Annotated in this window: 20 protein-coding genes; all 20 read right to left on the bottom strand. The window is 53.5% G+C overall.

The genetic code is table 11. From position 1 onward, the window contains the following. Nucleotides 1-3: 3 nt before the first annotated feature. Nucleotides 4-306, bottom strand: coding sequence for an NADH-quinone oxidoreductase subunit NuoK (nuoK, locus tag AC0YNV_RS20160; protein ID WP_210039040.1), 303 nt, complete (start codon nt 304-306; stop codon nt 4-6). Between the two features lies 1 nt (nt 307). Continuing rightward, a complete protein-coding gene (locus AC0YNV_RS20155; RefSeq protein WP_475769619.1) occupies nt 308-823 on the bottom strand; it encodes an NADH-quinone oxidoreductase subunit J in 516 nt (171 codons plus the stop codon). Between the two features lie 2 nt (nt 824-825). After that, the gene (nuoI, locus tag AC0YNV_RS20150; RefSeq protein WP_210039042.1) at nt 826-1,281 is read right to left on the bottom strand and encodes an NADH-quinone oxidoreductase subunit NuoI; all 456 of its coding nucleotides are present in this window, start codon (nt 1,279-1,281) and stop codon (nt 826-828) included. Nucleotides 1,282-1,295: 14 nt separating this feature from the next. Then, nucleotides 1,296-2,309, bottom strand: coding sequence for an NADH-quinone oxidoreductase subunit NuoH (gene nuoH / locus AC0YNV_RS20145; RefSeq protein WP_210039043.1), 1,014 nt, complete (start codon nt 2,307-2,309; stop codon nt 1,296-1,298). After that, a complete protein-coding gene (locus AC0YNV_RS20140; RefSeq protein WP_475769618.1) occupies nt 2,309-3,409 on the bottom strand; it encodes an NADH-quinone oxidoreductase subunit D in 1,101 nt (366 codons plus the stop codon). The genes nuoH and AC0YNV_RS20140 overlap by 1 nt, the downstream gene beginning before the upstream one ends. 6 nt (nt 3,410-3,415) lie before the next feature. Next, nucleotides 3,416-4,429 carry an NADH-quinone oxidoreductase subunit C gene (locus AC0YNV_RS20135; protein ID WP_475769617.1) on the bottom strand — a complete coding sequence of 338 codons (1,014 nt, stop codon included), beginning with the start codon at nt 4,427-4,429 and terminating at the stop codon, nt 3,416-3,418. Then, complete coding sequence (locus AC0YNV_RS20130) at nt 4,426-4,944, bottom strand: NuoB/complex I 20 kDa subunit family protein (protein WP_210039046.1); 519 nt, start codon at nt 4,942-4,944, stop codon at nt 4,426-4,428. Before AC0YNV_RS20130 ends, AC0YNV_RS20135 begins: the two co-directional genes overlap by 4 nt. Continuing rightward, a complete protein-coding gene (locus AC0YNV_RS20125) occupies nt 4,929-5,300 on the bottom strand; it encodes an NADH-quinone oxidoreductase subunit A (RefSeq protein ID WP_210039047.1) in 372 nt (123 codons plus the stop codon). The genes AC0YNV_RS20130 and AC0YNV_RS20125 overlap by 16 nt, the downstream gene beginning before the upstream one ends. Before the next feature lie 143 nt (nt 5,301-5,443). Then, entirely contained in the window at nt 5,444-6,793 is a 1,350-nt protein-coding gene (locus tag AC0YNV_RS20120) for a GerAB/ArcD/ProY family transporter (protein WP_475769616.1), read from the bottom strand. Next, complete coding sequence (locus AC0YNV_RS20115; RefSeq protein WP_475769615.1) at nt 6,790-7,032, bottom strand: hypothetical protein; 243 nt, start codon at nt 7,030-7,032, stop codon at nt 6,790-6,792. Before AC0YNV_RS20115 ends, AC0YNV_RS20120 begins: the two co-directional genes overlap by 4 nt. Nucleotides 7,033-7,048: 16 nt before the next feature. Next, nucleotides 7,049-8,311 (bottom strand): Ger(x)C family spore germination protein, encoded by a 1,263-nt coding sequence (locus AC0YNV_RS20110; protein ID WP_475769614.1) that lies wholly within the window; start codon nt 8,309-8,311, stop codon nt 7,049-7,051. Further along, nucleotides 8,311-9,918 (bottom strand): spore germination protein, encoded by a 1,608-nt coding sequence (locus AC0YNV_RS20105; protein WP_475769613.1) that lies wholly within the window; start codon nt 9,916-9,918, stop codon nt 8,311-8,313. Before AC0YNV_RS20105 ends, AC0YNV_RS20110 begins: the two co-directional genes overlap by 1 nt. Nucleotides 9,919-10,163: 245 nt before the next feature. Then, a complete protein-coding gene (locus AC0YNV_RS20100; RefSeq protein ID WP_475769612.1) occupies nt 10,164-11,114 on the bottom strand; it encodes an FTR1 family iron permease in 951 nt (316 codons plus the stop codon). 15 nt (nt 11,115-11,129) lie between these two features. Then, the gene (locus tag AC0YNV_RS20095) at nt 11,130-11,954 is read right to left on the bottom strand and encodes a hypothetical protein (RefSeq protein ID WP_475769611.1); all 825 of its coding nucleotides are present in this window, start codon (nt 11,952-11,954) and stop codon (nt 11,130-11,132) included. 127 nt (nt 11,955-12,081) lie between these two features. Next, the gene (locus tag AC0YNV_RS20090; RefSeq protein WP_475769610.1) at nt 12,082-13,914 is read right to left on the bottom strand and encodes an ArnT family glycosyltransferase; all 1,833 of its coding nucleotides are present in this window, start codon (nt 13,912-13,914) and stop codon (nt 12,082-12,084) included. Between the two features lie 41 nt (nt 13,915-13,955). Then, the gene (locus AC0YNV_RS20085; RefSeq protein WP_475769609.1) at nt 13,956-14,726 is read right to left on the bottom strand and encodes a glycosyltransferase family 2 protein; all 771 of its coding nucleotides are present in this window, start codon (nt 14,724-14,726) and stop codon (nt 13,956-13,958) included. 139 nt (nt 14,727-14,865) lie between these two features. Continuing rightward, nucleotides 14,866-16,629, bottom strand: a complete 1,764-nt coding sequence (locus AC0YNV_RS20080; RefSeq protein WP_475769608.1) for an alkaline phosphatase family protein — start codon at nt 16,627-16,629, stop codon at nt 14,866-14,868. 378 nt (nt 16,630-17,007) lie between these two features. After that, on the bottom strand, nt 17,008-17,415 hold the full coding sequence (locus AC0YNV_RS20075; protein WP_210039057.1) for a F0F1 ATP synthase subunit epsilon: 408 nt from the start codon (nt 17,413-17,415) through the stop codon (nt 17,008-17,010). A gap of 24 nt (nt 17,416-17,439) precedes the next feature. Further along, complete coding sequence (gene atpD, locus AC0YNV_RS20070; RefSeq protein WP_210039058.1) at nt 17,440-18,858, bottom strand: F0F1 ATP synthase subunit beta; 1,419 nt, start codon at nt 18,856-18,858, stop codon at nt 17,440-17,442. 33 nt (nt 18,859-18,891) lie between these two features. Then, nucleotides 18,892-19,752 carry an ATP synthase F1 subunit gamma gene (gene atpG, locus AC0YNV_RS20065; protein WP_379114452.1) on the bottom strand — a complete coding sequence of 287 codons (861 nt, stop codon included), beginning with the start codon at nt 19,750-19,752 and terminating at the stop codon, nt 18,892-18,894. Between the last annotated feature and the right edge of the window lie 17 nt (nt 19,753-19,769).

Below are 19,769 nucleotides of genomic sequence, written 5' to 3'. Positions count from 1 at the left end.
GGTTTACCTCCTCATCTCGTCGAAATCATCGGCATTGATCGAGCCCCGCGCCCGGAACAATGCGATCAGAATCGCAATGCCAACCGCCACCTCTGCAGCGGCAACCGTAATGGTAAAGAGCGCAAACATCTGCCCGGTCAGCGACGGAACAACGCCGTATTTGGAGAAGGCGACAAGGTTCAGGTTGACCGCATTGAGCATCAGCTCGATACACAGCAGCACGACAATCGCATTCTTCTTGACAAGCGCGCCATACAAGCCGATGCAAAAAAGAATAGCCGCCATCGTCAAATAGGAAGATAACATGCTAGTCCGCCTCCTTCTTCGCAAGCACAATGGCTCCGATAAACGCAACCGTGAGCAGAACCGAAACCAGCTCGAACGGCACCACGTAAGCAGTGAACAATTGTTTGCCGATTTCCATCGTGTTGTCCGCAGCAGACTGTGCTGCCGGGGGAACCGGGAAATCGCTCTGGCGGATCGCGTAGAACAGAATGCCGAACAGCGCCAGGGCGCCTACCGCCGTGAGCGTCTCCTGAAGCGGTCTGGATTTCTCCGTTTCACTATCCTCATGTCTGGTCATCATGATGCCGAAAATCATCAGAATGGAGACAGCCCCCGCATAAATCAGCACCTGCACGAAGGCGAGAAACTCCGCATTCAGCAGAATGAACATCCCGGCAATTCCGATGAATACAGCCGCCAGAGAAACAACCATATACACAACCTTGGTAAAGCTTACCATGAGTACCGCGCCGCTGATAATAATAATGGAGAAGAGGAAGAACGCGACGAACTCGCCGGTCAAATCCACATTGAACATGGTTATTTGGCCCCCCCTTTGGCTGCTTGAGGGGCACCGATGTTGTTGTTGTCCTGACGGACGAGCTTGTTATTCTCATCCAGCCATTTGCGGTCCTTGAACAGGTCATCGCGGCTGTAGGAAGCCAGCTCGAAGTTCCCCGTCATGACAATCGCTTCCGTCGGACAAACCTCCGTACAAAGATCGCATAGAATGCAAATTTCAAAATTGATATCGTACGTATCGATCACTTTACCCTTTTTATCCGGATCAGGGTTGGCAACGCCCGTAAGTGTAATGCATTCCGTCGGACAAACCCGCACGCACTGATTGCACACGATGCATTTGTCCGGCTCGAAATGCTGAATGCCCCGGAAGCGGTCCGGCATAATAATCGGCTTGTCGGGATAGGAGGTGGTAACCTTTTTTGCTGTCATGGATTTGAATGTAACGCCCAGCCCTTTAAAGAGACCCTTCATACCTTATCCCTCCGTTACCCTTTAATAAACAGCTCGAGATAAACGGCTGTTATGAATACATTGAGTATAGCCAGCGGCAGCAGCACTTTCCACCCGAAGCCCATCAATTGATCGACCCGGATACGCGGCATCGTCGCTCTCAGCCAGAACAGGAAAAACACAATAAGGGAGAACTTGAGCAGGAACCAGATGATTCCCGGCACAAAATCAAGAAAAGGGGCGGGCGCATGCCAGCCGCCCAGGAAGAGCACAGTCGTCAGCGACGCGATCGCATAGACGTAAACATACTCTGTCAGCATGAAGAATGCAAAACGAAAGCCGCTGTACTCGACATGATAGCCGGCTACCAGCTCCGACTCCGCCTCCGGCAGGTCGAACGGGGTACGGTTAAGTTCCGATACCGCTGCAATCACGAACACGACAAATCCGATGATCTGGGGCAGGAAATTCCACTGCCAGAACCAGTCGCCCTGCTGCTCCGCGATGGAGCGAAGATTCAGACTGCCCGATACCATAATGACACCCACTACCGATATGACCAGAGGCACCTCATAGCTGATCATCTGCGCAGCAGAGCGCATTCCTCCAAGCAGCGCATATTTATTGTTCGACGACCACCCGCCGAGCACAATCGCGATCGTGGATATGCCGGACAACGCCACATAATACAGCAAGCCGACATTAATATCGGCAAAATACAGCTTCTGCGTGTAGGGGATGACCGCCAGCACCGCAAAGGCGGGAACATAGGCCAGCGCAGGCGCGAGAATAAACAGCATCCGGTCGGCCTTGCGCGGTATTGTATCTTCTTTGATCAGCAGCTTCGTAATATCCGCCACCGTCTGCAGCAGCCCGAATGGCCCTACACGGTTCGGTCCGATCCGCAGCTGCATCCAGCCGATCACCTTCCGCTCGAAAAAGATCGCATAGGTTACAAAACCAAGCACAACCGCAAGCAGCACAACGCCCCATAGGAAGAAAATAAGGGCATTGCCCCATGTCAGAGTTTCATCCAGCCAGGCTCCCATTAAGCATCTACCTCCCCGACGACGATATCGATGCCGCCCAGAATCGTAATGAGGTTGGTCATCGTTTCGCCAACCAGCAGCTTGGGCAGAATTTGCAGGTTCACGAAGGACGGACGGCGGAATTTAAGCCGGTACGGCTCCGCCTTCCCTTTGGAGACGATATGACAGCCGATCTCTCCGCGGGGCGATTCGATACTGACATAAGCCTCACCTGCCGGAGGCCGGATCACACGGGGCACTTTGCCCATGACTTCGCCGCCCGAAGGCATCTGCTCCAGCGCCTGCTTCAGAATACGCAGGCTCTGGCGGATCTCCTCTAGCCGGATAAGATAGCGATCATAGCAGTCTCCTTTGGAGCCCAGCGGCACATCGAATTCGAACCGGCTGTACAAGCTGTATGGCTTCGCCTTGCGCAAATCCCAGTCTACGCCCGTGCACCGCAGGTTAGCGCCGGACAATCCATAATCGATTGCGGTCCGGGCGTCGTATTGTCCGACTCCTTTGATCCGGGCCAAAAAGATCTCGTTACCGCTGACGAGACTGTCATATTCCTTCAGCTTCTTCTCCATGTACGGGATAAATTCACGCACTTTGTCGAGCCAGCCCTCCGGCGCATCCCACTTGACTCCGCCTACACGCATATAATTGTAGGTCAGCCGTGCGCCGCACAGCTCATTGAAGAAATCAATGATCATTTCGCGGTCGCGGAACGCATACAGGAACGGGCTCATCGCCCCGATATCCAGCAGATAGGTGCCCCACCAGACAAGATGGCTTGCGACCCGCTGAAGCTCCATAACAATGAGCCTCATAAATTCGGCGCGCTCAGGAATTTCGAGCCCCATCATCGTCTCAACCGCATGGCAGAGCACATAATTATTTGTCATGGCCGATACATAGTCCATCCGGTCGGTATAGGGAATGATCTGGGTATAGGTCAGGTTCTCCGCAAGCTTCTCGGTGCCCCGGTGCAAATAGCCCATGACAGGAATCGCTTCGGTGATCACTTCGCCGTCCAGCTTCACGATAATACGGAACACACCATGGGTGCTCGGGTGCTGCGGCCCGACGTTAAGCAGCAGTTCTTCAGTACGGATCACAGCTGATTACACCTCCGGATCAAGCGGTTCATAATCTTTGCGCAGGGGGTGACCCACCCAGTCATCAGGCATCATAATGCGCCGCAGATCGGGATGGCCGGTAAAACCGATGCCAAGCAGATCGAATATTTCCCGCTCGTTCCAGTTTGCAGTGGCCCACAGAGATACAACCGAAGGGATCTGCGGCGCCTCCCGGTCCGTTTTGACTTTAAGCGCATATTCATGCCTGGTCGCCAGTGAAACCAGATGATAAACAACTTCAAGATGCGTCTCGTAATCGATGCCGGAGACATTGCGAAGATAGCTGCAGTCCAGCGTCGGATGCGTCTTGAATACTCTGGCGACGTCAAGCAGACGATCTCCCTTCACGACGATCGTCGGCATATGGTCATTCATTTCGTTGATCAAGGCTTCATCAACCGCATCTTCCGCCACAAGAGCCCGGACGTGGCCGACTGCCTCATCGAGCTGGGGCTGTCTGTGTGAAGGAGCCTTGGGCTCCTCGGGCGCGGCTTCGCTCTCTGCCTTGGCTTTGGCTGCAGCGCGGGCCTCCCTGGCCTCTGCCGCTGCTTTCAGCTTGGCCTCCCGCTCCGGATCGGTCCCTGCCGCCGGAGCGGACGCGGGCGGCTCACCCGCTGCACCGGCAGCCGCCGCTTTGGCCGCGGCACGCGCGGCGCGGGCCTCCGCTGCCGCCTTCAGCTTGGCTTCGCGCTCCGGATCGGCTGCCGCCGGCGCTGGCGGTTTACCTTCGCCCGCCGAACCTGCAGGAGAAGCGGACTCATCCGCAGTCGGCGCGATATACTCTTGCGCCGCACCCTCCGGAGCCCCGTCTGCTGAAGCTTGGCGCACAGCAGCGGCACCGCCTTCCTGCGCCGCAGCTGCAGCCGGATCGCTCCGCTCCTCCGCAGGACGATCCGGAGCGGCAGCCGCGCCTTGTTCCGGCTGCCCGCCGCTTTCCACAGGCTCCTTTTTCTCCTGATCAGCCTGCTGTCCAGGCTCTTTGTCCTTCTCGTCGCTCATCGGCTGGTCACCCGCTTCCCGGTCTTCGCCTCATAGCGGATCTTCTCCTGCAGCTTATTGATCCCATAGATCAGCGCCGCCGGGTTAGGGGGACAACCGGGAATATAAACATCCACCGGAACAATCTGGTCAACGCCTTTAATCACCGCATACGACTTCACATAAGGTCCGCCTGCAGTCGCGCAGGAGCCCATGGCAATCACCCACTTGGGCTCAGGCATCTGGTCATACAGCCTTCGCAGCAGGGGCCCCATCTTCTTCGTAACCGTACCGGCTACGATCATGACATCCGACTGCCGCGGCGACGTGCGGAACATAACTCCGAACCGGTCCAGATCATAGTGCGAAGCCCCGGTACCCATCATTTCGATTGCGCAGCAGGCAAGTCCGAAGGTAAGCGGCCACAGCGAATTGCTGCGGGCCCATGCCTTCAGCTCCTCAAGCGTGCCCATAAATACATTGCGCTCCAGCTCTTTCCGCTCTTCAGGGGAGATCGACTCTAAATTGAATTCCATTTGAGCACCTTCTTCTTCCAGGCATAGATAAGGCCGATCAGCAAAAGTCCCACAAATATCGCCATTTCAACAAGCACAAAAAGGCCGAGCTGCTTATATGCAACGGCCCAGGGGTATAAGAAAACGGTTTCCACATCAAAGATGACAAACATCAGGGCAAACAGGTAGTAGCGTACATTAAACCGCACTTGCCCTTCCCCTACAGGCTCATTTCCACTTTCGTACGTCGTCTTTTTCTCATCTGTCGGCTTATGGGGACGAAGCAGTCGGCCGGCACTCAAAGCCACCACCGGAAGAAGGATTCCAAGCAGAATGAAGATGGCTACAATCACATAATTATTGATGTACTTCTCCACACCATCGCCTCCATAGAACAACCGTTTGCAGGTGGGAAGGACCGCACCGCTTGGTCAAATTTCCATCACAATTATAACAAATGCTCCCATCCCCGTCTATGTCGGAGTTGAATGCGTTTCCTTTATCTCTCCCGCCCATATCGTCACTGCTGCTTTTCTTCCCCGGAATTCTCCATATTCCCGCTGATATCCTTGCCATCCTGTGTCAAAACGAGACTGCTTTGGGTCCGGTTGTAGGCAGGCTCCGAATCCCCCTTTTCGGCTTCCTGCGATTCGGTACCGCCCGCCTGCCCGTCCGCTTTGCTGCCCGCTTGAGCATCAGGCTGCCCTCCACCGGCGTTCCCCCCAGCCCCCGGTATTACATTGATAGCGGGATGTGAGGCATCCCTCAGGCCCCTCATAGCCGCAATGGCAAGCAGTACCAGCGGCATAACCAGTCCTTGGAAAACGCTGAGGACCGGCCATGAATCAAAAGCAAACTGGGTAATTTGAGCAGAGTTCCGGTAAACCACCAGGGATAACGGAACCACGATAAACGCAAGCGGCACGGTGAGCGACCGGTAGGTTGAGAACCGCAGCAGCTCTGCAGCAGCGAGATTGGCGACATAAAAGCAAAGTACAAATTTCGTAAACACCGTGCTTATCCAGATGACGGCAATCGTAATTTCGACGCGCTCCACAACGTCGCCAAGATCGATTTCCTTGGCCATATCGTAAACTGCATAGGGGCTTCGCGTTGCCAATTCAACTCCTAGAACCGTCAACAGCAAAAACGTCATCGCTAATGCGGATACCCCGATAACCACAGCGTATGACCATAATTTACGGCGAAGCTTGGGACGGTCCTCCGGCCGGACGAGCTGCAGCAGCATCATGATGAAAGTATATTCACCAAGCGGAAACCCGACAACGGGGTAAAGCCCTCCCAGCGGCGGACCCCAGCCATTGGCCAGAATCGGAAACATATTGTTGAAATCCATTTTATTGAACAGCAGCAGGAAAATGACTCCCGTCACAATGAAAATCCACATAAACAGCAGCTCACCTGTCCGCCCGATCACTTCCGCTCCAAGCAGTACCCCATAAGCGATAACAATCATAAACGTAATATGGGTAAACCAGCGCGGCGTTTCCGGAAGAATCGCGGTTCCGATGAAATCACCCATGTTACGAAGTGTAAAGGCGCTCAAGAGAATGAAGAATCCGATATACATCAACATGTAAAGGGTTCCGCCCCATCGCCCCAATATTTTCTGGGAATAGGTCACCACGGAAAAATTGGGGAACCGCTTATTTAATGCCAGGGGCGCAAACAGAAATATATAATTCAACGGCCATGCCAAAGTCAAGGTTATCCAGGAATCCTCCTTCGCCACCAGGACGACAAGCGTCGGCAGAATAAGAACAGCGGTGCCAAGCGCGAAGAGTACATGCAATTTTCCCAATTGGCTGCCCGACAGCAGCCCATTATTAATTTCGTCCCTGCCGCTCATAAAGGGGTTATCCCTATAGCCTCGAGGACTACTCTATATACAGGCTCCGTCATTCTGTCGATAACATCGACCGGATTGGGCATAGGGATTTTAAGGATAACCACACAGGAATAAGCGACCCCGAGCGTCAAAATCGCGATGGCCCAGACGGCTTCTCTTGTTTTCTCTTGAATCAATTGGGTCCATATCCGGATGCCAATAATGATTCCCATAACCACTACAACCCCGCAAACAATCATCTGTCAGATCCCTCCTTCATTTCACAATCGATTTGCCCCGGAGACCCGTGCCGCCGATCTTGACATCTACTTTCAGTTGATGAGGAATATGCACAAATTCATCATCCCACCTGGGCTTAAGCTTCTTCCATGTCTGCGGCATTCCCTTATAAATCACGGTTGACCAACCGAAGGTATCCGTATGATAAACTTCTTGAATTTGCTTGATGGCCGCTTCGATCTCAGCGGTAATCTTCTTCTCGCCTTTAGCTTGAAAAAGCTCAAAGGTCGTCTCGTCAATCACATTCAGGTCCCTGCATGTAATTTCAGAGATGATCCCCTTGGTTTTCACGGAGATCATGATTTCCGGATAGGCGGATTTCTTGGAACGGCGTACACTGAGCTTCGTTACAGCGGATTGAATTTCAATCGTTACTTCCCCCTGCGACTTATCATTGTCCATGCATGGCACCTTAACAATCGTATCGTTTACTTTATTCATGATCCATCCCAACCCCAGCGATTGCTGCTGATTTAAATATCCGATGAGTTCACCGCTGCGGAAGATGGCCATTGTGGACAGCTTGGGAATTACATCCGGTTTGATTTTCTCCACATTCTTGCTGTCGTTGCCGCTGCTCTTATTTCCTACTAACAGGATTGAAGGCATCGTCGATTGCTTCATGTCATCTACCGCATCCCTGATCAATTCCTGTGCGGTTACTTTATATGATTGGGGCCAGGATTTCTGGGTGGTCTCCACCATGCTGTGAATTTGCTGGACAGGTATGGGCTCCATAAGCGTCGTTGTTTTCAGCAGCTGCTCTGCACGCGTACCTCTGGCAATCAGCATCTGGATATTGGTTCTGACTTCCGGATTGCGGTCGACAAAATCAAGCAGCGGCCAGAATCCCTGTCGTGCTATTGCATCCCCTATGACAAACAATTGAGTGTGTGAAAAATAAAGTCTTCTCGAGGTCATCGTCCCCATATGGCGAAGGCCCTCAAACATGGTGTCGGCGCTCTCCCTGAACGTAATCACCGCAGGCCCTTGTGCCGATGAGCCCCTGCTGCCGCCGCTAACGTTCTGCGGCAGAACTACCTGAACGCTTAGTAAAAGCTTGTGCTTGCCCGTCGGATCATCATCTACGCCAATCGCAAACACAACCCCGATCCGATCCAGATAGCGAACATCCCAGCAGCCTGAAATTAGCGGCGTCAGCAGCAGCAAACAGAGAACAACGGCCATGGTTCGGACTCTTTGCACGCGGAACAAGCCGTAGGCTGCGGATGCAATCATCACGAATCTCCACCTTTGGATTTGTTGATGTCAGTCGATTCCCTGACTTTATTTTTAGGTGCAGCTCCTTGCGGACGCTGCTTCATCATCCAGAAGGGAACCCGAATGATGCTATCCTTCATGTCCTTCCAGAACAAGGGAGCAAAAGGCTTCAAATAGGGAACACCCAGCGTGCGTAAACTTGTCAGATGCAGCAGCAGAGCAAGGACAATTAGCGCAATTCCATAAAAACCCAGTGAAGCAGCGGCAATCAGCAAACCAAAACGCAGCAGCCGGGCGGCGATGGCCAGGTTATAGGCAGGAGAGACAAAGCTCGTAATGGCCGTCAAGGAAACAATGATGACAACGGCTGGAGAGAAGAATCCCGCTTCCACGACCGATTGCCCGATAACGAGACCTCCTACAATGGAAATCGTATTGCCTACGGCAATGGGCATCCGTACAACCGCTTCCCGCAGCACTTCAAATATAATCTCCATCATGAAGGCTTCCACGTAGGCAGGAAACGGCACACCCTCCCGCTGTGCGGCAAGCTTCAGCAAGAGCGGTGTCGGAATCATTTCCTGATGATAACCGACGATAGCGACATAAACAGAAGGAAGCAGCAAGGCCATCGCAAACGAGAGAAAACGGAGCATACGCAAAAAGGTGGAAATATCATAGCGCTGATAATAATCCTCCGCAGCCTGAAAGAAGACATTGAAGGTTGCCGGAGCCATCAGGACGAAGGGGGTGCCGTCGACCAGAATGGCAATACGTCCCTCCAGCAGCCCTGCCGCTATAACGTCAGGCCGCTCATTATAAAAAATCGTCGGAAATGGGGTAATCTTCTGATCCGAGATCAGTTCTTCGATATATCCGCTCTCCAGGACGCCGTCAATGGATATGGCATCCAGCCGGATAGACAACTCCTCAATCAAGGAATCATCCGCAATACCTTTCACATACATGATTCCGACCGGCGTTTGTGTGACACTGCCGATGGTCCGCTGATCAAGCCAAAGCTTGGGACTGCGTATTTTGCGGCGCAGCAGTGCGCTGTTTGTACGGATGGACTCGGTAAACCCCTCCCGCGGTCCGCGAATAACCATATTGGTTTGCGGTTCCGTTACATCACGCTTCGGTCCTCCAATCGTACCCGCAGATATAGCCTTATTCAGTCCATCGACAAACAAGATGGTGTTGCCGACAAACAGTGACTGAAAAACCTTCGCCCAGTTATCTACTGCCTCCACATCGCCTACCTGCAGCAGACTCTTGTTAATTTGGTTGAGCGTTTCGTCCGCGTTAACCGCAGGAGCCGTCAATCGGGCGCGCTGAACCGGCTCAAGCACATGCTCATTGAGCCGGTTATCATCCACAAGCCCTTGTATGTATAGAACCGCAGCCTGAAACGGAATCTCCCCCATCAGGGTTATTTCCTTCACAATGACATCGTTGCTTCCGCCCATCTCCTCCTCAATAAGCTTTAATGTCGCCTTCAGGTCAGGATCGATTTTCATATCTTCAAAGGCTTTCATATGAGGCTCTACAGCCCGATCACGAATCTGCTGCTTCTTGTCGCCTCCGGATTTTCCGCTGTGACTGCTTAAGAACGGGCCTTTCATATATCCACCTTCTTTCGTTGCCGCTTCATGTTGTATGGGATCAGGAAATTAATATTTAAAGCCTGCAATACGTTCATGATTGGAACCTTGCAGCATAGTGAACGCAATTCGACAAATTCCTTTCTTCTTACTAGAATGGCTTATATTGGACAAATCTATTCAGAGGATTGTCTATCCAAGACAACGCAAAAAAGCTCCCCACCGACTCGAAAGACGGGTAAGAGCCTTGATATTAAAGCAAATTTCTATTTTTCATCCCGCAGGGCGGCTCTCGCAGTGAGAACGGATTGACCGGAGACGCCTTGCGGCGATTCCACTTTCCTCTGGCGGACAATAAGCACAAAAACCAGCAGGAAGTACATCCAGTAGGCGACAAATTCTTCTACAGAGGGCGCCTCCGAATAGCCGAGGAAAGCCTTGAAGAATACACCTACCTGTCCGTTAACGAGCGGGTGCCGGCCCGTATCCCGTATGTAATTCGCCTCATCGATGGGATGCTCGGGCATGATCCATGTGATATCGTAGACTTCTCCGATCTCGCCGCCGGATGTATGATACACCGTACCCATCAGCTTCAGATCCTGCATAACCCCGATCGCCTGTACGAACAGCCCCGCTGCAATAAGAATCAGAAACAGGCTGGTCGCTTTAAAAAAGGTGGCGAGCTGGATCTTCTTACTCCCCTTGAAGACAAGAAATCCGAGCGCGGCTGCGCAAATCAGGCCCAGAACAGCGCCCCAGCTCTGCAGCGCCTGCGAAAGATCGCCCTGCGAGATAGCAGCGAAGAAGAATATCGTTTCCACCCCTTCCCTCAAGGTTACGAGAAACGAATGGACGACCATATTAATGGCGCCGCCGGTCGTCAAAATTAGAGCGACTTTATTCTGCAGCTTGCTCCGCATATCACGGCTCTGCTTGCTCATGAACATAATCATATGGGTAAGAAGCATGGAGGAAACAAGAAGAATGCCGATGCGCATGTAGTCCTGGCTGCCCATGGTGGAATAGCCGTCGAGCACGGTTTGAAAAACCAGCGCTACGCCAAGACTGGCGAGAACCGCACACCCTGCGCCAAGCCAAACCCACCTGCTCCATTTCGATTGGCCGATGCGCTTCAGATACGATACAATAATGCCCACGATGAGAATCGCTTCGAAGGCTTCACGAAATGTGATGAGAAATGCCTGCACATTCATGGTGTCTCCACTCCTTTAGAAAATACCTTTGCGCCGGGCCCACCACACCACGCAAATACCGACGACCGCGACCCCGCCTATTACACCAATCGTAACGCCCGCGTTGGTCTTCTCCGTGCGTTCCATGGGAGCATGCTCTTTGTTGCCTTGTATGGTCTCCCCGCCTGCTGAACCCTCACCCGGCGATGCTGCGGCATTGCCTGTGTCGCCTTCTGTCGGCTGACCGGTCCCGGGCTTCCCGCTGTAGGGAAATAAAGGGACCAATATATCGTAAATCCGGTTGACTGTCGTTTTGAGAGCCTCGGGATCGGCTTCTTTCTGGCCTACGCCGAACAGACCGGGATTGCCGATGGCATCCAGCGCTTTCTGGAAATCATCCGTTATGCCGTCCGTCTGCTCCTTGGTGAGCTTGGCTTCCGCATAAGGCTTGAGCACCTCGAAGGTTGCCTTGGCTTTGGCCAGCAGCAGCTTAGTCTGTGTATATTCATCTATGGACTGGATGACACTCTCGAACCGCCGGTCCAGATTCATGACGAGCAGCGCCTTGTAGTTGGCTGTGAGCAGTTCCGCGTCGCGTGAGGCAATGTCTGCGTCCAATTCAGCGGCGACCTCTTCGCCAAAATGGGAGGCAATTTCGGATCGGCGCGCCTTATGCGCATCCTCTACGCCTTTCCAGTCGACCGGCGATACGGTAAGATCGGCCACCACCAGCTTGAAGGTTTCCGCAACATCTTCAGTGTTGGCATCGCCATACGAATAAGCCCGGACGCTGGCTGGCGTCAGAGCGAATATAATCACAACAGCAAGCATTGCGGTTATAGTAAATGAGATTGTGCGCATATTCTCACCTTCTGTTGTGAAATCGTAATGCTATAATCACGTAGACAATGATAATCATTTTCAATAATAGTGTCAATATGAAAAATCGTCCGAGACCTGCTGCATTTTCAGCGCGTACGGGTTGGCGTCAACGTATCCATTCATATAATTGGATATCATGATAAACCGGATCAAATAAAGCCTCGCTATGAAAAGCGGCTGCAAGTCTGACCTTATCGCGCAAGGGGCCCGCCTGGGCTTCAAACCCGCTTAATACGTGGTCCGTCAACAAAATCTCCGCCTCCGGATTCGCCTTCACATCGGCCAGGAAATACGAATAGGTCAGAATTTGCCGGTGGCTCACCCCGGTATGCAAATAATCCAGCACTCTTGATTCCTCCCACGTATACACGACAGCCCGGTTCTTTGTACCTGAATGGCTTTGCATGCCATCAAGGGCGGCTGCCAGCTGATAAACAGCCGGCTGTTCTTCCGCCTGCCGCTTGAGCAGCGTACTGCCCTGCACGGTCTGCAGTACGATGATGCTTGCGGCGAGGACACCGCCCGCCGCCCGCAGGACACTTCCGATCTGCGCTGCTAGCGCGGAGGAGACGGCGTATTTCCGTGCCCCGGGGTCCGGGACAGTCCGGGGCGAGAAGCTTGCGGGCGCCCGGTCTGCGAAGCCGCCGGGCTGGGGAAGACCCGCGCTGCCGGGCTGCGGCGGGCAAGCGGGGTCAGGCATGCAGGCGGGAGCGTCCATGACCCGCCCGCCCGATAGGCGGGTCTCGGCCGGCGGCTCAGCTCGCGGAGCCGCCGGCGGTCCTGGGGCGGGCGCAGGTTTCGGCGCCGCCGCGCGGAACAGAGCAAGCAGCAGCAGCCACATCACACCGATTAACGGTGTGATGTGCCGCGGCTTGTCGATGTTCTGCGCCAGCAGTGCCCACGCGGCGTAGGCGAGTGACAGCGCAGCCAGGGCCGCCGGCAGCGGCGGGTGGCGGAGCCATGCCGCCGCCCGGGCCAGAGCTTCGCGGCGCGGGCCGTCGCCAGCGCTCTGCGCAGGCGGCCTGCTGCCCGCGCAGAGCACGGCCGCCAGCAGCAGCGCAGCCGCAGCCGCCAGCAATGAATTGGAACGGGCAAACATGCCGGTCCAGAGCAGATTGTCGCCGGCGAAATGCAGCAGCCGCCCGGCAAACGAATATTCGCCGGTGGCCGCAACCCCGCCCCCCCACTCACTGAAGTGACCGGCGGTAAAAGCCGCCGCCAGATTCACAAAACCGGCCAGCCCGCCCTCGCTCATAGCCAGACCGGCCACCCACAGCAGCTGGAAGAGCACAGCCGCAAGCCCAAAAAGCAGCAGTCTCGGCAGCACCCGCTTGCCCTCTTTGCGCCAGATGGCACAATGGTTGACAAGCAGCCATACAACAGCCAGGCCAAATGACGCAAACGACAGTCGGACGCCCATCAACAGCCCAAACCCAAACAAGGCAATGACGGACCACCGCCAGCCCGGATGCTCCATCGCCCGCCACCAGCACCACAGGAACCACCATAACAAGGCAATACCCGCCGCCTCCGACATAGGCCGAACGGTTTGGAGCCACAGGCAGGGAGAAGTCAGCACCAGGCAGCCAACAATTGCTGACCAGAAGCGTGATAAAATCCGCCGCGCCAGCAGCCACAAAGGCACGCACGAGGAGGCTGTCAGAAGCAGGTTCCACGCACCATAGGCCTGGATGGGTTCCGGCATAAAGCGGCTGAGTCCCATGCCCCCCAATACAAAATAAGGATACCCGGGAAAATGGGGCTGCATGGTGAGCAGATCAAAGCGCGTCAGGGCAAGCGCAAAATCCACCTCATCCCAGGTGGCGGCGAACGGACTGATATGCATGAAACCGTACAACGTCCATATCAATACCAGAACAGCGGCCACGGCCGGGAACAGCATGGACCACAGCCGCTTCTTTCGCTCTCTTGCTCTCAAACAGTCAATCCCCCTTGTTTCACCGGAAGTCGCGTTGGCCTTTAATCTCCCGTACGCTGTCCGGGGTTTGCCAGAACCCGCTTGCTGTTATCCTTTACCGCGCGATGATGCTTCTTCACCGGACGGCGCAGCTCTCTCCAGACCGCCGGAAGCACTGCCGTCACATAACGGCGGAATTTGATAAAGGATTCACCATGAAGGCGAACCTGATAGCGGATAGGCACTTCCTCCATCCGAAAGCCCTGCCTGACCAGATTAAGAGTAAGCACCTGCGCATAATTATAGTCATGGATAATTTCGGCATGCTCCATCGCCTCTCTGGAAAAACCCCGCATACCGGACTGGCCGTCCCAGATCATCCGCCGCAGAATGAGCGCTTGCAGGAGGGTGAAGCCTATATTGCCGAGCCGCCGCATCAGCTTCATGCCCTGTATTTCGCCTTTGAAACGCGAGCCCATCGTATAGTCGGCCCGTCCTTCCCAAATCGGTTGTATGACCTCCGGTATTTGTTCCGCAGGATACTCATTATCCGCATCAATCATCAGTCCGATATCTGCGCCAAGCCGCACACAAACAGCCAGTCCCTCACGAACTGCCGCGCCGAGCCCCCGATTTTCGCCAAATGACACCACATGATCGGCTCCTGCCCTCCGTGCTGCAGCAGCTGTACCATCTGTGGACCCGTCATCAATTACGGCCACTTCAACCTGCCAGCCCGTCTTGATTTCCCGGGGAATACGGGCAATCACATGGCCAATATTCAATTCTTCATTATAAGCGGGCAAAAAAACAATCAGCTTCCGCACAACCATCGTATGTCCAACTTCTTTCCCGTCATTCTTTCCTGTTCAGCATCCCTTAAGAAGATAGGACTCTCATTTCAGCATGCGCAACGCCGAAACTTCCCAAGCATCCAGCTAAGCCACGCGCAACATCCATTAACCTAACAGCTTATTTCTTCCGGACAGGCTTGCTTGTCCTCTCCGGCAGAGCTGCTGTATTCCTGGGTACAACCGATAATTCCCCTGACTTCGCTGCCCCGATCCTGGCTGCAGGTCCAGCAACCACCTCACTGACAGCTTCATCCTTGGTTCCCGGTGCCCTCCTGGCGGCAGACTGCTTATCCCCACCGGAAGCCGGTTCCCTATTGACTGCAGACAAACCACCTTGTTTTGCTGCTTCACTCTTGGCAGCAGCCGCTGCCTTCTTGGATTCTGCTCCTCTGCTTCCAGGTATTCCCGCTGCTGCTCTGGCTTTGATCGCTTCCATCAGAACGGGCCCCCGGCTGTGGTCCGGAAACGGCGCTCCGAGGAGATAACTCAGCGTCGGGGCAACTGATACCAGTGAATGCTTGTCCTCAACCTTAACGCCCCTGTTCACAGCAGGCCCATGGATGAAGAACGGCACGTAACGTTCTCCTTCGTCCAGATGGCCGTGGCCGCCGATGCCGTCTGCTTGTCCATGATCGGCGCAGACAATAAATGTTGCGTTGTCAGCATGGCCTTCACTTCTAAGCCATCCGGCGAACTCGGCAATCAGGCGGTCGGCCTCCTCGATTTTGACGCGGTATTCATCATACAGCGCCCCCATACTGTGTCCTGTCTGATCGGTGGCAATAAACTGCACCACCAGCAGATCCGGATTCTGCTCCGTCATGATCAGCTTGGCCCTCTCCATAATATTGCGGTCCGCTTTATCGTTATGCATAACAGCTGTTACACTTTCCACATCATCGCCCATCGAATCAATCAGATGCGCGATGCCGAGCAGCCTTCCCCGTTTGCCGACCTTTCGCAAACTGTCAAATATCGATTCCGTCTTGATCCCAAGACTCCACACCATGTTGGAGGTGATGCCGTGCTCCCTCGGGTAGGTTCCCGTAAACATGGAAGAGAAGCAGACGACCGTTCTTGCCGGATACACCGTCTCCATCTGTGTATATTCGGTACCTTCTGCCCGCCATTTCTTGAGAAAAGGCGCGTCCGCCTCCTCGAAGCGGTCCTTGCGCATCCCGTCAATAACCAGCACAAACACTTTATCGCTGATTCCTTTCTTCGGCACTGTCACATTCGAGGTCCGTGTGGCAATCTCCCGCGGTTTCCAGTCGAACAGATAACGGTGCAGTACCCACGTATATACCATCAGGCCGATCACAAAACAGGCATAAGATGTCCAACTATATAAGAGCCTCGACTGCTCTCCGTCGAACTGCCAGCCCTGCGCCGTCATATCCACGATAAACAGCAGCAGCAGGAATTTGGGCATCTGCTCCTGGGCATTGCCGCTGGTGGAGTCGCTGTTTTTCAGGACAAGCTTCCAGAAGCGTCTAAAATTCCACCACGACGTGCCGATTCGCAGATGATAATAGAAGGTCCCCCAAAAATATACGGTAAAGAAGAAGAACAATCCCAGCGCTGTGCCATACAAGCCCAAATCGAGCGGCACATCCCGCCACAACACTAAAGCCGCCACAATCGGCAGCCACAAATAATTCCGCAAAAACAAAGGGAAGTCATACACAAAATAAAGCCCGAACACCGGCAGCCCAACCAATAATCCAAGCGCGAACGCAATCCAGAAGGAGGGCTCCGACAAATCCCGCACATGATAAAGCAGATAAGCTCCTATAACAAAAATCGGTGTAAACGGCCGACCCTCATTCAACAAATTCCAGCAGCGCGCCGCGACAATCTCAAACGCTGATGCTTTCTTCATAGCCAGTCCGTCCTTCCGCCATATGTACTGAAAAGAAGAACAGCATGGCTCCGTCCCACGGCGGCGCTAACATGATTCTTCCTTTGGATTCTTTTAAAAAAACAACTGCTAAGCTAAAGCTCAGGCCGACTCAAACTAATGAGAACTATTCTCGATTCAGTATAGACGGCATATCGTATATCGTCAATTTTTTTAACGGTGTACTGCCGTATTGATAGGCACGGATCATGCAGCTGGTGCGGTGCCTCCAAATTTGCAGCAGGAACCTCCAGCCATTCCGTTGCGGCCGCGCCTATTCTTCCCTTGTCCTTGGAATGAAACGATTAATTGCTAAAAGGCCAAAAAAAAAGCCACACAAAAGTGTGGCGGTCCATCTTGTTATCGATTAATCCGATTCTTGACTTCCAGACGGTTGATCGCCCGCTGAAGGGCAAGCTCTGCACGCCGGTGGTCATATTCGTCACGTTTGCTGTCCAAACGTTCCTCAGCCCGCCGCTTTGCTTCCTGTGCGCGATCAATATCGATATCGCCAGGCAGTTCCGCGCTTTCAGCCAGTATGACAACCTTGTCCTTGCGAACCTCAAGAAACCCGCCGTTCACGGCAATGACCTCTTCGGATCTGTCTTTCTTAATCACAATCGGAGCGATCCTGAGCGGCGTGACAAGCGGGATATGATTCGGTAGAATCCCCAGCTCGCCTTCCTGCCCTTTGACGATCACCATATTGACATCCTCAGCGTAAACCTTCCGCTCAGGCGTGACGATTTCTAATAAAAAGGTGCTCATCCCGATACCTCCATAAGCGGCTTATTACAGCCCTTGTGCGAGCTTTTTCGCCTTCTCGACTGCTTCTTCAATCGATCCGACATTGTGGAACGCCGGTTCAGGAAGATCGTCATGTTTGCCATCAAGAATTTCTTTGAAGCTGCGTACGGTGTCTTTAACCGATACGTAAACACCAGGTATACCATTGAACGCTTCGGCAACGTGAAGAGGCTGCGACAGGAACAGCTGGATACGGCGAGCACGCAAAACGATACTTTTATCTTCCTCGGATAATTCATCCATACCCAGGATCGCGATAATATCCTGAAGCTCTTTGTAGCGTTGGAGCAATTTCTTAACGCCCTGCGCCACTTGATAATGCTCTTCGCCCAGAATTTCCGGTGTCAGAATCCGGGAGGAGGAAGCAAGTGGATCAACGGCCGGGAAAATACCCATTGCCGCGATATTACGCTCCAGGTTAGTCGTTGCATCCAAGTGGGCAAACGCTGTTGCCGGCGCCGGATCGGTATAGTCATCGGCAGGAACATAGATCGCCTGAATCGATGTAACGGATCCTTTTTTGGTCGAAGTAATACGCTCCTGCAGCTGACCCATTTCTGTCGCCAGCGTTGGCTGGTAACCAACCGCTGATGGCATACGGCCCAGCAAAGCGGAAACCTCTGAACCGGCTTGAGTAAAGCGGAAAATATTATCGATGAACAGAAGCACGTCACGGCCTTCTTCATCACGGAAATATTCAGCCATAGTCAGACCCGTCAACGCAACGCGAAGACGCGCGCCTGGGGGCTCATTCATTTGACCGAATACCATGGCTGTTTTACTGATAACGCCGGAATCGCTCATCTCGTGGTACAGGTCATTACCTTCACGGGTACGCTCGCCTACACCGGCGAAAACGGATATACCGCCGTGCTCTTGCGCAATATTATGGATCAGCTCTTGCATCGTTACGGTTTTACCAACGCCCGCGCCGCCGAAGAGACCGATCTTACCGCCCTTGGAGTATGGAGCCATCAGGTCGATAACCTTGATACCCGTCTCCAGCATTTCCTGGGAGGTAGAGAGTTCTTCAAATGGAGGAGCCTGACGGTGAATCGGATTCGAAAGCGTCCGGTCAACATCGCCATTGTTATCAATCGGATCGCCTAGCACGTTAAACACGCGGCCTAGTGTAGCTGGTCCAACCGGTACAGTAATCGGTTTGCCAAGGTCAACAACTTCCGTTCCTCTGACCAAACCGTCTGTGGAAGACATGGCTACACAGCGCACCATATTGTCGCCCAAGTGAGTCGCTACTTCGACGGTCAGATTAATGTCGCGTCCGCCAGCGTCTTGAGCTTTTGTTTCAATCTTTATCGCATTTAGGATGTCCGGCAAATGACCGTTTTCGAAAGCAATATCGACAACTGGTCCCGTTACCTGGATAACGCGTCCCTTGCTCATTGATGTCCCTCCTACTACATAAATTGACATTTCTTATTGCTGGGCGTTCGCTCCGCCGACAATTTCCGCTATTTCCTGGGTAATAGCCGCTTGACGCGCACGGTTGTACGTAAGCGTTAAGCCGGCGATCATCTTGGTCGCGTTTTTCGTCGCGCTGCCCATTGCCGTCATTTTTGCTCCGAACTCGCTTGCTTTACTTTCAAGAATCGCACTGTAAATGACCGTTTCCGCATATTTCGGCAGCAGAACGTCAAGCACTTCCTCGGCAGACGGTTCATACTCGTAATTGGCTTTAGCGCCAGTTACTTCAATCTGCTCCAGCGGCAGCAAACGCTTCACAACAGGGATCTGGGTGATGGCATTATGGAATTGATTATAGACAACATGCAATTCGTCATACGCACCGCTCTCAAAGCCCTTAACGGCCGCGTTCGCAATGGATTTGATGTCGGCAAACTTGGGGGAATCCGATAAGCCTGTGGTTTCCTGAACGACTGCAATATCCCGGCGTTTGAAGTAATCCCGGCCTTTTCGTCCAATGACAAAAAGCGCATATTCGTTGGCGGAAGAGTGTTTCTCCTTCAATGTCAAAGCTATTTTACGAAGCACGTTGACATTGTAGCCGCCGGCAAGTCCGCGATCCGACGTGATGACCAGGTAGGCCGTCCGCTTCACTTCACGGGTTTGCAGCATAGGATGCTTCACATTGCCGCCGCTGTTTGCGATGCTGGCGACGACTTCGCGGATTTTGTCCGTGTAAGGTCTTGAAGCGACTGCCGCCTCCTGAGCCCGTCTGAGCTTGGCTGCAGCAACCATTTCCATTGCTTTCGTAATTTGTTTGGTATTCTGCGTACTCTTGATCTGACGCTTAATCTCGCGCATACCCTTAGCCAATTCGTTGTCACCACCTT

This window comes from Paenibacillus sp. JT31N11 (assembly GCF_056269285.1).
The sequence above is the reverse complement of the archived record's forward strand: the minus strand, read 5'-3'. Positions and strand labels throughout refer to the sequence as shown.

Excerpts from the sequence above, each read along its gene's own strand:
- AC0YNV_RS20105 (WP_475769613.1), bottom strand. The coding sequence starts at position 9,918 with ATGAAAGGCCCGTTCTTAAGCAGTCACAGCGGAAAATCCGGAGGCGAC.
- AC0YNV_RS20135 (WP_475769617.1), bottom strand. The coding sequence starts at position 4,429 with ATGAGCGACGAGAAGGACAAAGAGCCTGGACAGCAGGCTGATCAGGAG.
- nuoK (WP_210039040.1), bottom strand. The coding sequence starts at position 306 with ATGTTATCTTCCTATTTGACGATGGCGGCTATTCTTTTTTGCATCGGC.
- nuoH (WP_210039043.1), bottom strand. The coding sequence starts at position 2,309 with ATGGGAGCCTGGCTGGATGAAACTCTGACATGGGGCAATGCCCTTATT.
- AC0YNV_RS20095 (WP_475769611.1), bottom strand. The coding sequence starts at position 11,954 with ATGCGCACAATCTCATTTACTATAACCGCAATGCTTGCTGTTGTGATT.
- AC0YNV_RS20110 (WP_475769614.1), bottom strand. The coding sequence starts at position 8,311 with ATGATTGCATCCGCAGCCTACGGCTTGTTCCGCGTGCAAAGAGTCCGA.
- AC0YNV_RS20085 (WP_475769609.1), bottom strand. The coding sequence starts at position 14,726 with ATGGTTGTGCGGAAGCTGATTGTTTTTTTGCCCGCTTATAATGAAGAA.
- AC0YNV_RS20155 (WP_475769619.1), bottom strand. The coding sequence starts at position 823 with ATGTTCAATGTGGATTTGACCGGCGAGTTCGTCGCGTTCTTCCTCTTC.
- atpD (WP_210039058.1), bottom strand. The coding sequence starts at position 18,858 with ATGAGCAAGGGACGCGTTATCCAGGTAACGGGACCAGTTGTCGATATT.
- AC0YNV_RS20130 (WP_210039046.1), bottom strand. The coding sequence starts at position 4,944 with ATGGAATTCAATTTAGAGTCGATCTCCCCTGAAGAGCGGAAAGAGCTG.
- AC0YNV_RS20115 (WP_475769615.1), bottom strand. The coding sequence starts at position 7,032 with ATGATTGTTTGCGGGGTTGTAGTGGTTATGGGAATCATTATTGGCATC.
- AC0YNV_RS20075 (WP_210039057.1), bottom strand. The coding sequence starts at position 17,415 with ATGAGCACCTTTTTATTAGAAATCGTCACGCCTGAGCGGAAGGTTTAC.
- AC0YNV_RS20100 (WP_475769612.1), bottom strand. The coding sequence starts at position 11,114 with ATGAATGTGCAGGCATTTCTCATCACATTTCGTGAAGCCTTCGAAGCG.
- AC0YNV_RS20080 (WP_475769608.1), bottom strand. The coding sequence starts at position 16,629 with ATGAAGAAAGCATCAGCGTTTGAGATTGTCGCGGCGCGCTGCTGGAAT.
- AC0YNV_RS20120 (WP_475769616.1), bottom strand. The coding sequence starts at position 6,793 with ATGAGCGGCAGGGACGAAATTAATAATGGGCTGCTGTCGGGCAGCCAA.
- nuoI (WP_210039042.1), bottom strand. The coding sequence starts at position 1,281 with ATGAAGGGTCTCTTTAAAGGGCTGGGCGTTACATTCAAATCCATGACA.